At 41.7% G+C, this 15940-nt stretch carries 10 protein-coding genes; 4 read left to right on the top strand and 6 right to left on the bottom strand.

What is annotated here, in order from left to right:
• Positions 1-156: 156 nt before the first annotated feature.
• Entirely contained in the window at positions 157-825 is a 669-nt protein-coding gene (locus IPP86_14960; GenBank protein ID MBL0139804.1) for a hypothetical protein, read from the top strand.
• Positions 826-891: 66 nt separating this feature from the next.
• On the top strand, positions 892-1857 hold the full coding sequence (locus IPP86_14955; protein ID MBL0139803.1) for a S1/P1 Nuclease: 966 nt from the start codon (positions 892-894) through the stop codon (positions 1855-1857).
• A gap of 24 nt (positions 1858-1881) precedes the next feature.
• On the opposite strand, the gene IPP86_14950 is transcribed toward IPP86_14955, so the two are convergent.
• The 6 genes from IPP86_14950 to IPP86_14925 all read right to left on the bottom strand — a co-directional run bounded on the left by IPP86_14950 (position 1882) and on the right by IPP86_14925 (position 10655).
• Complete coding sequence (locus IPP86_14950; GenBank protein ID MBL0139802.1) at positions 1882-3150, bottom strand: adenylosuccinate synthase; 1269 nt, start codon at positions 3148-3150, stop codon at positions 1882-1884.
• Positions 3151-3292: 142 nt separating this feature from the next.
• The gene (locus tag IPP86_14945; GenBank protein ID MBL0139801.1) at positions 3293-3640 is read right to left on the bottom strand and encodes an STAS domain-containing protein; all 348 of its coding nucleotides are present in this window, start codon (positions 3638-3640) and stop codon (positions 3293-3295) included.
• 253 nt (positions 3641-3893) lie between these two features.
• Positions 3894-4367: a transcriptional repressor gene (locus IPP86_14940; GenBank protein ID MBL0139800.1), complete on the bottom strand. Its 474-nt coding sequence runs from the start codon at positions 4365-4367 to the stop codon at positions 3894-3896.
• A gap of 49 nt (positions 4368-4416) precedes the next feature.
• A complete protein-coding gene (locus IPP86_14935) occupies positions 4417-6636 on the bottom strand; it encodes a bifunctional (p)ppGpp synthetase/guanosine-3',5'-bis(diphosphate) 3'-pyrophosphohydrolase (protein ID MBL0139799.1) in 2220 nt (739 codons plus the stop codon).
• Between the two features lie 79 nt (positions 6637-6715).
• The gene (locus tag IPP86_14930; GenBank protein ID MBL0139798.1) at positions 6716-7756 is read right to left on the bottom strand and encodes a fumarylacetoacetate hydrolase family protein; all 1041 of its coding nucleotides are present in this window, start codon (positions 7754-7756) and stop codon (positions 6716-6718) included.
• Positions 7757-7895: 139 nt separating this feature from the next.
• Entirely contained in the window at positions 7896-10655 is a 2760-nt protein-coding gene (locus tag IPP86_14925) for a hypothetical protein (GenBank protein MBL0139797.1), read from the bottom strand.
• 320 nt (positions 10656-10975) lie between these two features.
• Between IPP86_14925 and IPP86_14920 the strand changes: the two genes are divergently transcribed.
• Positions 10976-12136, top strand: a complete 1161-nt coding sequence (locus IPP86_14920) for a homogentisate 1,2-dioxygenase (protein MBL0139796.1) — start codon at positions 10976-10978, stop codon at positions 12134-12136.
• A 295-nt stretch (positions 12137-12431) separates the two neighbouring features.
• Positions 12432-15923, top strand: coding sequence for a T9SS type A sorting domain-containing protein (locus IPP86_14915; protein MBL0139795.1), 3492 nt, complete (start codon positions 12432-12434; stop codon positions 15921-15923).
• The last annotated feature ends 17 nt before the right edge of the window (positions 15924-15940 follow it).

The following is a 15940-nucleotide window of genomic DNA, read 5'->3' as shown; positions in this document are numbered from 1 at the left end:
GGTTTTTAGTGGTTAGTTGTTAGTGCTTAGTGGTTAGTGGTTAGTGCTTAGTGCTTAGTACTTTGTTGTTAGTGAAGTTTTTTTTATCTTTAAAAATCTAAAATCTAAAATCTAAAATCTAAAATCTAAAATCTAAAATCTAAAATCTAAAATCCAATGCGCCTGATTGCCTTATCACTCCTCATATTCCTGGCTTCCTGCAATCCTCAGGGGAACCAGCAACGTGTTGTGACGGAAGTTCAGGCATCGGATTCGAATCCGGATGTGCGAAAGGTTGAAGCTGCTAAACCGGTTTTAGTTGAGGATACAAATATTACCCGTCATTTGGTTTCAGGTGAATATAAAGTGTCGGTGTCTTTAGGAGGCAGCGATCATTCTCGTTTGCAAATTCATGTTCAAAAAGGCGATACCATTCTTCCAGCCTATGAGCGTGATGCTTCCGGACAAATCCTTACATCTTTGTTCACTTCTGATTTAAACTTAAATGGTTTCCCGGAATTTTATGTTTCGACTCGAAAAGGAAATCTAGGTTGGCAAAATCAGGGATTTCTTTATTCGTATGAAATTAAAAACGGTAGTATCCAAGAAGCAGTAATTCCTGAATTGAATGAAGCTCAGAAAAAGGGATATAGGGGTGGGGACAGATGGGTTTTGGATTCCATTCAGCATTTGATGATTCGTAAGTTCAAATTATTTTTATTTACTGATGCGGATTGTTGTCCGACAGGAGGTGAACGTTTTTGCAATTATTCCATGGATGCAAATGGAAGTTTTGTTTTTAAAAATGTGCAAAGCATGGAGCGTGTAGTTCAACCATTACATTGAAGGGTTTCATATAAAAACCTGCAAACAGTGGTTGCACTTTATTTTTGAAGAGTTTAGTATTGCCAAATGATTTGGCTCAGGAATTTTATTCTGTTTCTGTTTTTCACTCAGGTTTCTCCGAATGCCTCCGGTTGGGGTTTTTACGGTCACAGAAAAATAAATTATATGGCTTGTTTTACCCTGCCACCGGATCTCTTTGGGTTTTACAAAGAGCACATTGATTTTCTCACAGAGCATGCAGTCGATCCGGATAAAAGAAGATATTCAGACAAAGAAGAACCTCCGCGACATTATATTGACATTGATCATTATGGAGAACATCCTTTTGATTCTGTTCCGATGTATTGGAAAACTGCCGTGGAGAAATTTACAGAAGACACTCTGAAAGCCTATGGTATTGTTCCCTGGCATATCCACAGCATGATGTTTCGATTGACCGAAGCGTTTCGTGCGAAGGATGTCGACAGGATACTGTATTACTCAGCCAATATTGGTCATTACATCGGTGACGCACATGTGCCTTTGCATTGTACAGAAAATTACAATGGACAAATGACCAACCAGACGGGCATACACGGATTTTGGGAATCTCGATTGCCGGAGCTTTATGGCGATCAATACGACTATCTCTTGGGAAGGGCAGAATATGTCGAACACATCCAGGAAGATATCTGGAGATTCGTGAAGGACAGTTTCAATGCTCTTGATTCCGTATTGCTATTTGAACGAATACTCAGTCGTGATTTCTCGACTGACAGGAAATATGCCATTGAAAACAGGGGAGCCACCACGGTAAAAGTGTACAGTGAGGAGTACTCCGGAGAATTTCACAAACAGCTCGATGGGCAGGTGGAACGCCGCTTGAGAGCTGCTATCCTTGACGTAGGTTCACTCTGGTATACAGCCTGGATCAACGCGGGTAGTCCGGATTTAGTAACAGAAAGGAACAAAGAAATTTCGGATTCACTGAAACAACAGCTTTCGGGTGAATTGCTAAATACTGAAATCACGAAAAATGTTCGTGAAGAATAATTAGGGAGAGAAGCAGGAAAGAATTTATTTCCTTCGGATAGTTTGCACTCTGTCAGGGCCGACTGATACGATGCTCACCGGAACGTTCAGTTCTTTTTCAAGAAAAGCAATATAGCTTTTCAATTCTGCAGGGAAATTTTCCTCCTTTGTAATTCCGGTAAGATCTTTTTTCCAGCCTTTGAGAGGAGTATAGACGGGTTCAATCTTTGCATTTACTACATCAAATGGCATGTAGTCAATTACTTTTCCGTCGATTTTATATTGAGTACAAACCTGGATCGTATCAAATTCACTCAGTACATCCGGTTTTGTCATGATGAGATCGGTGACTCCGTTGATCATGATGGTATATTTCAAAGCAGGCAGATCCAGCCAGCCACAACGACGCGGTCTTCCCGTCGTAGCTCCAAATTCACGACCAGCCTGACGAATAGCTTCGCCGGTGTCATCGTGTAGTTCGGTAGGGAAAGGACCGCTTCCAACCCGCGTACAATAAGCTTTAAAAATTCCAAACACTTTTCCGATTCTGCCAGGTGCGATGCCCAATCCTGTGCAAGCTCCTGCAGTAATGGTGCTGGATGATGTAACAAAAGGGTAGGAGCCAAAATCTATATCCAGCAAAGAACCCTGTGCACCTTCCGCAAGGATAGGACGATGCGCCGCTATTTGAGAATTGATGAGGTATTCACTGTCGACGAAATTTAATTTTCGCATTTCTTCCACAGCTTCAAAAAACGGAGCTTCAAGTTCTTCAAGTGAATAGGAGAAATTCATGTGATTCAACAACTCCATGTGTTTGTTGCGGAGTCGTGTATATCGGTCCATGAAATCTGAAGCTTCAATGTCTCCGACACGCAATCCATTCCGGCCGGTTTTATCCATATAGGTTGGTCCTATACCACGGAGTGTTGATCCGATTTTTTCTTTCCCTTTGCTCGCTTCGGATGCTGCATCCAGTAAACGGTGGGTAGGAATAATGACATGAGCTTTTCTGGAAATGAAAAGTTTTTGATTCACATCAACTTTCATTTTTAACAGTGCATCAATCTCCTTTTTCAGAGTAACCGGATCAATTACAACTCCGTTTCCTACTATATTCATTGTGTCGCTCCTGAAAATTCCCGATGGAATCGTATGCAGGACATGTTTGATTCCTTCGAATTCGAGTGTGTGTCCTGCATTTGGTCCTCCCTGGAAGCGGGCGACTACACTGTATTCGGGAGTGAGTACATCGACAATTTTACCTTTCCCTTCGTCTCCCCATTGGAGACCGAGCAATACGTCAACAGACATGATTCAGAAAAATTAGGTGGATGGAATACTAAATATTTTGGTTGTGAAAATTAGGCGTTGTGGAATTCCTTTACAAGCCTTCCTTAAAAAATAAAATCATCCTGTGTAGGCACAGGATGATCATCAAAATGTGTGGATACCATTAGTTTTGAAACTGGCGGATTGCTGCAGGAAGATCATCCGTGATCGTAAACACAGTATTCAGTTTGGTAATGATCAGCAATTCTTTGATCTTGTCACTGATACTGCAAATAGTAGTGTCACCACCGTTTTTACGGCTTTTCGTGAGGATATTTACCAATACATTCAATCCATTACTATTCAGATAGCGGAAATGCTCCATTGAAATGACGAAGCTGTTGATCCCTTTATTGATCGTTTCCTGAATTTCTTCCAACAAAGGTGTTGCCTGGTTCTTATCAATCAGGTTGCCACTCATTTCTACAATGGCATAAGTGCCCTTGTTTGTGATGTTATAATTAAAGTCCATGGGTGTGAAGGTAATAGTTTAATTCTTATTTGATTCGCAATTTTTTCCGAGATATCTACATTGCAGAGAGGTAAATATGGCTTTGAAAATCAGCAATATAAGCTTCGTTATCAAAAGAAAAGAAGTGCTATGAATTCTGAAAAATGTGAGAAAACTTCCGGATGTATGAATTTGCCTTATTTCCGAAATGGCTATTAAAACCCTTGTCGGTGTGGATTTACAACAGTGCTTATTAAAATCAGCGAGGCCTGTTTTACTTCTTTTTATGTTTACAGCTTCCCTTTTCTTCCAGCACTTTGCATTTCCCATAGAGGTTGAGGGAATGATGCGTAATATTAAATTTTAGTAAATCTCCCATCATGCTCTGAATTTGCTGAATCCTCGGATCACAAAATTCAAACACATGTTCACAATCCTCGCAAATCAGATGATCGTGCTGTTTGTAAGCATATGATTTTTCGAAACGGGCCAGGTTTTTTCCAAACTGATGACGAGTAATCAGTTCGCAATCGAGCAATAATTCAATGGTATTGTAAATTGTCGCTCGACTGATGTGATAACCTTTGTTTTTCATCATCATGTACAAAGAGTCGACATCAAAATGTTCATTGGACAAATACACCTCATCCAGTATAGAAAACCGTTCAGCGGTTTTTCTATGCCCGTGTTTTTTCAGGTATTCGGTAAAAAGTTTCCGGACTTCCGGTTTTTCATCTTTGTGGGACATTGTATTTGCTTAACCCGGATTGTAGAATCGTTTCTTTTTCCAAAAAAAATTATTTTGTTCCTCCGTCGATACGACTTACAGTAAGTATTCCATGTATTTCCTTCAGTTTCTTGATCAGTTTATCGAGATGATGTGTGTCGTGAACAAAGAGCATGATTGTTCCTTCAAAGATACCGTCATTGGATTCGATGCCAATGCTGCGCATGTTCACTTTCAATTCACTCGAAATTACTTTTGAGATTTTACTCACTACACCAACTTCATCAATTCCCGTCATACGTACACCTGCAAGGAAGGCGATTTGTTGTTGATTTGTCCATTTCGCCTTTACAATACGATAGGCGTAATTCGACATCAATTGAATTGCGTTGGGACAACTGACGCGGTGAATCTTGATACCTTCATTGATGGTAATGAATCCGAAAACGTCATCACCAGGGATCGGACTACAACAAGGTGATAATTTGTAGTCAATCTTATCCAGATTTTCCCCGATCACCAACAGGTCACTGGAACCACGCACTGTTTTTACGATTTGCTCCAGTGATTGCGGTTCGATCCTTTGAGGAGTTTTTGCTTTGATAGTTCCTTTGTCCTGCAGGAAATCCCTCAGGTCCTGGATATCGATCACATCTTTCGCGATGCGATAAAATAGTTCCATGGAGCTCGGGATCTTGTAATAGGCAAGGAGCTCATTAATATTATCGTGATTAAAATCAATCTTGAGGTGCTTGAATTTTCTTTCAAGAATTTCTTTTCCGTCTTCGGCTACACGCTTTTTTTCTTCTTTCAGCGCGGTTTTTATTTTTGATTTAGCTTTGGCGGTAACGACATAATTGAGCCAGTCCTCTTTGGGATTTTGTTTATTGGATGTGAGAATTTCTACCTGGTCACCGCTGCGCAATTTATGAGAGAGCGGAACGAGTTTATGATTGACCTTCGCGCCGATACATTTACTTCCCAAATCACTGTGAATTTCAAAGGCAAAATCGAGGGCTGTTGCATTGGAAGGCAGAGTTTTCATATCACCGGATGGAGTGAAAATGAAAATCTCATCACTAAACAAATTCAATTTGAAGTCATCGATGAAATCAAGCGCGTTTGTTTCCGGACTATCCAGCAATTCACGAATTTTCTGGATCCATTCATCCAGCGCAGATTCCGCCGCTGATTCCTTGTATTTCCAGTGCGCGGCATATCCTTTCTCCGCGATTTCATCCATTCGTCTTGAACGAATCTGTACTTCAACCCATTTACCTCCGGGACCCATCACCGTTGTGTGCAGCGACTCGTAACCATTCGCTTTTGGCGTGGAGATCCAGTCACGCAAACGGTCAGGATTGGGGTGGTAAAAATCAGTGATGATGGAATATGCTTTCCAGCACATTGCTTTTTCGTTCTCTTCATCGCAATCAATAATGATACGGATTGCGAAGAGATCATATATTTCTTCAAAAGTGACGGCCTGTCTTTTCATTTTACTCCAGATGGAGTGGATGGATTTCGAACGCCCTTTGATATCGTATTTAAATCCTTGTTTGCCCAGCTCATCCTTGATGGGATCAACAAATTCATTAATGAATCGTGTTCGCTCCCGTTTTGTCTGCGCCAGTTTACTCGTGATCTCATTGTAAATTTCCGGCTCGGTATATTTCATGGCCAGGTCTTCCAGCTCAGTTTTGATGGAATACAAACCAAGTCTGTGGGCAAGTGGAGCGTAGAGGTATGCAGTTTCGGATGCAATCTTCAGCTGCTTTTCCCTTTTCATCGAATCCAATGTTCGCATGTTGTGCAAACGATCCGCCAGCTTAATCAGGATCACACGCACATCATCAGAGAGCGTCAGCAACATTTTTCTGAAATTCTCCGCCTGCAATGAAGTCCCTTTGTCAAAAACTCCTGAAATTTTTGTGAGTCCGTCGACAATCGAAGCTGCTTTGATACCAAATGAACTCTTGATATTTTCCAGAGTCATATGTGTATCTTCAACCGTATCGTGCAGGAGTGCGCAAACAATCGCGAGAGGTCCCAGTCCGATTTCTTCCGCGCAGATTTGAGCGACGGCAAGCGGATGAAGAATGTAGGGCTCTCCTGTTTTACGGCGCATGTCTTTATGCGCCTCCAAAGCCATATCAAAAGCCAGACGGATCATTTTCTTATCGCCTTTACCAAGAGAAGGGCGCAGGGCACGCAACAGCTCCTTGTATGCTTTTAGAATCTGATCTTTTTCAGCTTCCGCACTTTGAATATGTGTGACCGGGTCAGACATTTCTAATGATTAGGGGTATAACCTGAACAATAAATTCTCACTGCCGGATTCAGGTGAATCTGCAGCACTAAAAATACAATTAGTTTTGAGGTGATTCAACCGGCATTTTCTTTAATGCAAACAAAGAAAAGTCTGAATTTTCTTTCCGGATGGTATTCGTAAGCTTTCCCAAACCTGTGATTTCCATTTCAACCACATCATTTGGTTGCAGCCATTGAACTTTGTAATTCGGATCGTTCAATAATCCTGTTCCATTCAGTTCAAGGAAACATCCGGTTCCAACAGTTCCGGATCCTATTACATCACCCGGAAGAATATCAACTCCATAGGCGCAACGCTCGATGATTTCCGCGAAAGTCCAGTCCATTTCTTTCACATTTCCCTGGCTCACTACCTTGCCATTTACACGGCAAACCATTTCCAGATTGTAAGCATTACCGACATGACCGGCTTTAGCGGGAACTTTATAGGCCTCCAGTTCATCCGGTGTTACCAGCCATGGACCAATCACGGTACTGAAATCTTTTCCTTTTGCGGGTCCAAGATTGAGCAACATTTCTTCCATCTGAAGGGTACGTGCGCTCATGTCGTTCATGATCATATACCCGGCAATGAATTGATCTGCGTCTTTTGCCTTGATGTTCCTGCCTTTTTTGCCAATCACAATAGCTGCTTCCAGTTCGAAATCGAGTTTCTGGAAATGATCCGGCATACAGTATATTTCTCCCGGTCCCTGAATCGCATTGTGATTTGTAAAATAAAAAATTGGGTATTGGTCAAATTCAGGAATCATAGGCACCTTTCTGTTTCTCCGGGCTGCTTCCACGTGTTGACGGAATGCGTAACCATCGCGGCAACTACTTGGATGCGGAACAGGGGCAAGCAAATCGGCTTCTCCCGCATGAGCAACTTTCACCTTCGGATTGCTGCTTTTGATGGCAGATTCGATTTTCCTGGCTTCCTCCATGGCTGCATCTCCAAGCTTCAGGAAATCGCCCATATGATCAGGAAGAGCGGGCATTTCAAGTGCAAGTGCGTTTTCAGGGAGATTGTAGATACGGTCCTGAAAAAAGATTCCAAGGTGTTCGTGATGGTCGATACTGTAGGTGACTAGTTTCATGAGTTGCGTAGGTTTCCCTGCAAAAATACGAAACTCAGGGCAGGACTGAAAAGGTAATAAAACAAAAAGAGTCCCCGACCAAAGGGACCCTTTCTGACTAACCATTAAATCTAACCAAACTAAACCATGAAACTCAATATTATTCTATAATCAGCTTTTGCTGAATGCTTTCGTGTCCATCCTGACCTACAATGAGGAGCATTTCTCCGCGACGGATATAAGCTTCATCGATGGTAAGTCTCATATTCCCGTTTTCTTCAGGTTCAACCATAGATGGTATAATTCTGCCCGTAATATCCTGAACCGTAATTGTGAAGAATTTCAACTGGTCATCACCATAATTCAGGTGAACAACCTGTGAAGTAGAAGGGTTAGGATACACAAGGAAGGTTCCCTTACGGATATTCCGAATTACAGATGCCGGGAAATAAGCGCATTTGCCATCGTAGTCCGTTTGTTTCAGTCGGTAATAAGATACCCCTGTGAGCGGATGAAAATCAGTGAAGGAATAGTTTTGTGTTGTTGTCGTATTTCCGGCACCATCTACACGTCCCAGCTCGCTGAATGTTACATTATCTGCAGAGCGCTCAATAGTGAAATAGTGGTTGTTGATCTCTGCCTGTGTAGTCCATTTCACATCAACTTGTTTGTTCACCAGCGTAGCGCTGAAAGTAGCAAGTTCAATAGGGAGTGGGTTACCACCGCCCGGAGGATTTCCAAGAGCAAAGAAAGTATGGAAATTGTTGAAAGTATTTGAGGTGATATTTCCTGACCAGTTCGCAGTAGCGACACCACCAAAGTTTTGCCACTGAGTAGTTCCATTATCATGCGCCATCAACAGGGTATTTTTATCCGCTACACCGTCGTCTGTATCGTAATACATCTGAAGTTTACCGGAACTGAAATTGGCAACATTCTGTCGTGTGAATTGTACATAACGTACATTCGATACGTTTGAAATGGATGGAGGCAAAGTATATGGTAATCCTGATGCTGCTGAATTGAAGATTTCAGCGCGGTAGGTAACCGAAGTCGCGTTTGTATGTTGCGCGGTTAACACAACAGCCCTGTAAGCTCCGGATTTACCGATAGGATAGGTCCTGGTTGTATTGGATGCTGTTGCAATTGTATGAATCATCGGACCGTCAACATAAGAAGATACTGATCCGATGTTGGCATTCGCGGCGCTCAGACAAGTGAGTACGTTTGTATTTGTTGTCAAAAGTTTTCCATTTACCATCGACAGGAAATTTGAAACCTGCGCCGGTTTATTCAATGTAATGTGGTTTGAATTGTTAATGGAAAGATTATAGAACGTAGTCACATTGGTTCCACCAATAGCCTGGGCACCTGTTGGGTTAAAGGTAACCGTACTTGTTCTCGCTGTAAATGTTCCGTTGTTGTAAAGTGCATCAACACCATTTGCGGTGGAAGTAAGGGTCATTGTTTTTGAGTCGCCTGTAGCTCCGGATACTGAGCGAATATCGAATGTCTTATTGACATCAATGTACAAGCTCAACAGCTTAAAGTTTTGTGTGGTACCTGTAGAAGTTGCAAGTGTTCCTGTATTTGCCGAATTACCTGTAATTTTAAAATTCGGATAAGTTGCACTTGGATAAGGTTTGAAATTAAAGATGGCGCCATTGGCAGTATTTGTTGTTCCAAATACGATTGTTCCACCTGTAGTTGTCACCGTACCCAATGTTCCCGGAATCGAAACGTCGATAGTAGCAACACCGGTGATATTCGGTTTTTCTATAGTAATAGTTCCGGCTGTCATGTTGAAAACGCTGTTTACTTTATCGTTTACTACAAACACCTGTCGATTGGTTCCGGTTGTACCTGTATTCAGACTGATACTTCCACCGGTCATTTTAAAGCTGAAAGGTTCATTGGTCGAACCACCACCATAAGTAATACCGCCATAAACGATCAATGATCCTGCGCTCACTTCCAGGTAAGGAACAAATGTTCCATTCTGATCTGAACGCAATCCTTGTACTCCGGCAGTAGTACCGACTTTTACAGTACCACCATTTACATAGAGTGAACCCTGCAACAATACATCCGGCGCCGCAGAAGCGAACCACATTGTTCCCTGCGGAACTTTATAGACCATGTTCGGTCCAATGGTAAATGTACCCGCAGTCGGGTTGATATTATAGGTTCCTGTGTTGTTGTGATTGTAAGTGCCGTATGTTCCGACAAAAGTTTTTATCCCCAATTCGAAAGCATTGGCCTGAACATTTAAAGCAGCGGTAGTTGAACCTGATTTGTTCAATGTAACTGTATTCAGATCCCATGTTCCAATACCGGAAACAGTGCTGCTTCCGATTCCATTGAAGATGACATTGGCAATCTGACTGGCAGCGAAATAAAAATCTACCGTTCCGAAATTGGCGAAGTTTCCTCCGACAATAACTGTATGCGTACGATTTGTCGCTGTATTGTACCAGAATTTAGCTCCGGTATTGAGGGTGATGTTACCGGTGACTGTCAGACTGTAATTCCCTGTCGATTTGAATTCCAGAATACCGGAAGTTCCCTGTCCGATATTCAGCGTTGCGCAGGTAACAACAGCATTGATGTATATGGTATAGCCATTTCCAACATTCGCAACGTCACCCGCTTTCGGGTAAGTTCCTGTATTGGTTGCATTTCCATATCCAACAGTCGACCACGTCGCATTCGTAGTCCAGTTGCCAAGGTTTGTCCTGGAATAATAAGTCGTCGCCTGAGACATTTGAAACGTAACCATCATTAATATTACTATTAATGCTGCACGTCCTTTGCCACGGACCGGCTTACGAGAGGTTTTATTACCTTCTCTTTTAGTGTTTCGAATTTGCGAAAGCATGGCCGCAAATTCAACGAACACTTGCATTTTAGACTTTTTCATGGGTCAGAATTTTAAGCTATATGTTCACGAAAAGAAACACGTAGCCTTGTGATACCAAGTTAATCGCAAACCCGATGCCTTGGTTCCCACTATAATGGATCAACCTTACAGCTGTAAGATTTTTTAAAGATTGAAACAATAATTGGCTGAATCAGCGATTCAGGCTTGTTTCCGAGGTGTTCCTTTTAATCTTTGTGAAAATTTGATTCAACTTTTCTTGAAAAATGAAATGCAATCGTTTGTTTTGTAAAAAAATTTACTTTTATCCGGATTTCCTGCTTCAACAGATTTAGCTAATTTTGATAAATAAATAATTCACCATGCCTCAATATCATGTGCTCGGACAGGTCCCTCCGAAAAGACATACTCAGTTCAGAAAAAAAGATGGTAGCCTGTATGCCGAAGAACTCGTTTCAACACACGGATTTTCCAGCGTATATTCATTGATCTATCATTGTCATCCTCCTACAATGATCAAAGAAGTTGGTGAAGCATACACTGTGGAACCCAAACTTGCATATCAGCGTTCGCTGATGCATCAGAGTTTCGAAGGATTCAATATTGCTCCGGCCGACGATTATCTTCAAAGCAGGAAGGCTGTGCTCGTAAATAATGATCTGCACATTTCCCTCGCGGCTCCGAGGAAATCCATGAAGGATTATTTTTTCAAAAATGCCGATGCGGATGAGGTCTTGTTTATTCATGAAGGAGAAGGAACTTTTTATTCCATATATGGTTCCATCAATTTTGCTTATGGAGATTATCTCGTCATCCCTCGCGGTACTATTTATCAGCTGGAATTCAAAACGGAAAAAAACCGATTGCTCATTGTTGAATCTTTCACAGCGGTTGAAACCTGTAAGCGCTATCGTAATGAATATGGACAACTCGAAGAACATTCTCCCTATTGTGAACGTGATATTCGCCGCCCGGAGAACCTGAAAACTTATGATGAAAAGGGTGACTTCAAAATCAGCATCAAGAAAGAAGGGATGATTTATCCTTATATATATGCTACCCATCCTTTTGATGCTATAGGCTGGGATGGGAATCATTATCCATGGGCATTATCAATACACGATTTTGAACCGATAACAGGACGTGTACATTTACCACCTCCGATACACCAGACATTTGAAGCTCGCAACTATGTGATTTGCTCATTTGTTCCCCGCATGTATGATTACCATCCACTCGCGATACCCGTTCCATATAATCACAGTAATGTTGATTCGGATGAAGTGCTGTATTATGTCGATGGAGATTTTATGAGCCGTAAATCTGTTACCCGCGGAATGATCACTTTACATCCGGGAGGAATACCGCACGGACCTCATCCGGGAACTGTAGAGAAGGGGATAGGCAAGACGGAGACGAAGGAACTTGCTGTGATGATTGATACTTTTAAACCTCTCTGGGTTACTGAAGATGCTGTGAAAATTATCAACAAGGATTATCATAAATCCTGGTTGACGGATTGATTTCTTCAATATTATAAGCAGAATTAATTTTACGAATTGCTTTGTTTCCTGTGTTAACCGGTTAACTATTTCATTGCTAAAATCGAAGGAAATAAAGTGTAAGAATCATCCTGTCTTTTTCTGATTTTAACCTTGACTTTCATGAACTTATAGGCATATCATCCGTACTTTAAGTATGACGATGCCAAGGATGTTTTTTCATCAAATACAAGCCTGCAAGGGCTGGTTAAATACAAAGCTTCTCCGGATAGCTTCCGGCTTTGTTTTGGCATTGCTATTCATTCCCTTTTCGGGAATGTCATATTCACTCCCATTTCATGATAATTTTGATTCAACAGGTATCTGGACTGTTCAACATTCAGGAGGAAGTTCCTGGGAGCAGGGAGTTCCGAATTACGGATCCACATCAACCGCGCATTCACCATCAAGCTGCTGGGACATTGAACTAAATGCGCCGTACAGAGATTCTTCATTAACCTGTCTTGTATCGCCTGTAATCACTTTCAATGGTGAATACAATACACTGCTTTCATTCTGGCAGAATTTTAATACGGAAGATTATTTTGACGGTACGCGTCTTGAATATTCCATCAATGGAGGAAGCTGGACAACTCTGGGTTTATCCGGTGATCCGGATGGACACAACTGGTACACAAGAAATAATATCGAAGCGAGCAACAGACCGGCCTGGTGCGGGAATTCAAACGGATGGATACAATCGTCCTACACGCTTGTTCCTTTGAATGGAATCTCGGGAAATGTGCAGTTTCGTTTTGTGTTCACTTCCGGAGATTCTTTAACCTTCGATGGTTATTCTATCGATGATTTTTCAATCGAATTTGCATCACCGAATGACGCGGAAATAATTTCGGTGTTCTATCCCATGCCGATAGCACTGGAGAATTCTTTCGACTCTATTCATGTTGTAATAAAAAATCATGGCAGCCTTCCGATCACTGCTATGGATCTCGGCTATTCAATCGATGCGGGTATGCCTTTGAGGCAAGCCTGGACAGGCAATCTTTTGCCTGCAGAAACTGATACATTCAGGTTCTCAACTTTGTGGTTTGTTCAAAGCGGATTTAACTCGCTTTGTGTTTTCACAGATTTACCAGGTGATGGTGATCATTCAAATGATCAAATCTGTAAAGTAATTCAGGCGCTTCCTTTGTCAACTGTTCCCTATGCGGATGATTATGAGATTTCCTCAGGTACATGGATTGATAGTTCTGCAACAGGAACGCAATGGGAAAATGGTTTGCCTTCCTTTGGTACAACTACTTCGACACATTCAGGAAATTCCTGCTGGGATCTGAATCTGAATTCCGCCTATCAAAATCATGCGGAGAGTTATTTGTATTCATCCTTTTTTGATTTTACAAATCTCGTTAACGCGAAACTTAGTTTTTGGCAAAATCGAAATACTGAAAAAAGGTTTGACGGATTCTGCATTGAGTACTCTACAAATTCCGGAATCTCATGGAATCTATTAGGCTCCGCCGGAGAAGAAAACAGCAGTAATTGGTATTCCGATTCATCCATCGCTGGATTGGGAAACAGTCCCGGATGGGATGGAAACAGCAATGGCTGGATCCAATCTTCCTGCATTTTATCAGCATTGAACAATGCCGGAGCTCATGTACAGTTTCGTTTTCGTTTCGAATCTGACGGCAGCAATACTGCTGATGGTGTTTCAATTGATGATTTCAGTATTCGGGCCGCGCCCGCAGTGGATATGAGTTTAAACAGGTTGGCATCACCTTCCGGAAACAAAACTGAAGGAAGTATTGATACGATAAGTATCCGTGTGAGAAATTTAGGTGCTTCAGATATCGCTCAGTTCACGGTAAATTATGGAGTTGCCGGTGAAGCAATGAAAGCTTTTAACTGGAACGGACTATTGCATCCATCAGAAGCGCTCGACATTATTATAGATACTTTAGAATACCGCGCATCTGATTTTATACTCACCATAAGTATACAAACTACCGCGGATGGAGATGTTTCGAATGATTCTATTTCCCAGCCTTTGTTTGGAATTCCTTTGCTGAAGCCTCCTTATGCAAGTGACCCGGAGTTTGTGCGAAATTTTTATACCGGTTCAGGAAACACCGTATGGGAATGGGGCAGACCGCAATCCACTATTATCAACGATGTTTATACTGGAAACAAATGCTGGAAAACAAATCTTGATGGTGATTATTCAAACCGGATGAATGAATATTTGTATTCGCCACTCTTTGATTTCAGTAATGCTTATTCACCGGTGATTAAATTCAATCATTGGATGAATGCAGAACAGGGAATGGATGGAGGGCGATTGGAATATTCAACGGATGCAGGAAATACATGGAACACACTTGGTACTGTTGCTGATCCATTAGCGGTGAACTGGTATACAAATGTTTCGATCTTTTCTTCGAACAAACCGGCCTGGTCAGGAAATACAGTTGGTTACATCGAAAGTTCATATAGGATGAATATGCTTTCCGGCTATTCCGGCGGACTGGTGCAATTTCGTTTTAACTTCTCTTCAAATGATTCCATCACCGCGAATGGTTGGGCCGTTGATGCCTTTCGTATCGAATCCCAACCGGCGTATTCCGCCCGGCCCTCGGAATTGATGGATGTACAGGATCCCTTCAGTCCGGGTGCAGCATCGCAAATTGTAGGTTGTTATATCTATAATTCCGGTGCACGATCGTTTCAGAATGTGAATGTAAATCTTGTAGAAGACGGACAAATAATTTTACACGACAGCGTGCAACTGATCAGTTCACTTTTGCCAGGAGATTCCGTGCTTCATACATTTTCACAAGCCTGGGTTTCTTCGCCCGGACTTCATGCTATTTGTGTTCGTACTCTTTCTCCGGGAAACCATACCGATGAATGGACTGCTGATGATGAAGCTTGCACTGTTGCAGGTGTATTCGACACCTTACCTGCGATAGATCAGAATGGATGGTGCGAAGATTTTGAAGGGAGCAACTCTTCCTGGCTGACCATGAATCCGCTCACAAGAAAATTTCAGAATGAGGAATGGACTTTAGGAAACCCTGGTCAAAATTATTTGAATGGCTCCTACAATGGTTCACTTTCTTGGACAACTGATTCGATGAATGTTTACAAACCGGGTGATGCATCCGCATTATATACTCCTGTCTTTGTAGCTGATTCATCCGCGTGTTACAAATTGAGTTTTTATCACCGTTATAAAACAGAACAATTTGAAGATGGTGGTACAGTAGAATATTCGAAGGATAATGGAAATACCTGGAATGTTATTGGAAACAGTGGCGAACCCGGATGGTATAATTCTTCTTACATCAGTGGTTTGAAACTTCCGCCGGTTCCGGGTTGGAGTGGAACAAGCAACGGTTGGGAGCTTGCCAGTCATGATTTGTATTTCCCTGATAAATCCAATGTGGTCTTTCGCTTTCGCTTTGGTTCAGATGCATCCGTTCAGGATGAAGGATGGCAAATCGATAATTTCTGTCTTCAGAAATTATCAAGCTGTGTAATAGGTGTGAATGAATTGAATGTTCCGGAAATTCAACTGTATCCAAATCCGGTAATTGATAATCTGAATGTTCAAATTGATTCCGGATTGGAAAACATTAAATCTGTTTCAGTTATAAATATTTTGGGAGAAGAATTAAAAGAATTTGAACAGAGTAGTATTTCTCCCTCCATGAATATTAATACAAATGGACTTTCTGAAGGTATTTACAGGTTGAAAGTAAATACCAATTCAGGTGTACTTTATCTGAAGTTTATCAAGATGTAAGCAAGGTGATTTTCCAG

The sequence above is a fragment of the Bacteroidota bacterium genome (assembly GCA_016720935.1).
In the GTDB taxonomy this organism is placed as follows: Bacteria; Bacteroidota; Bacteroidia; order AKYH767-A; family 2013-40CM-41-45; genus JADKJP01.
The sequence above is the reverse complement of the archived record's forward strand: the minus strand, read 5'-3'. Positions and strand labels throughout refer to the sequence as shown.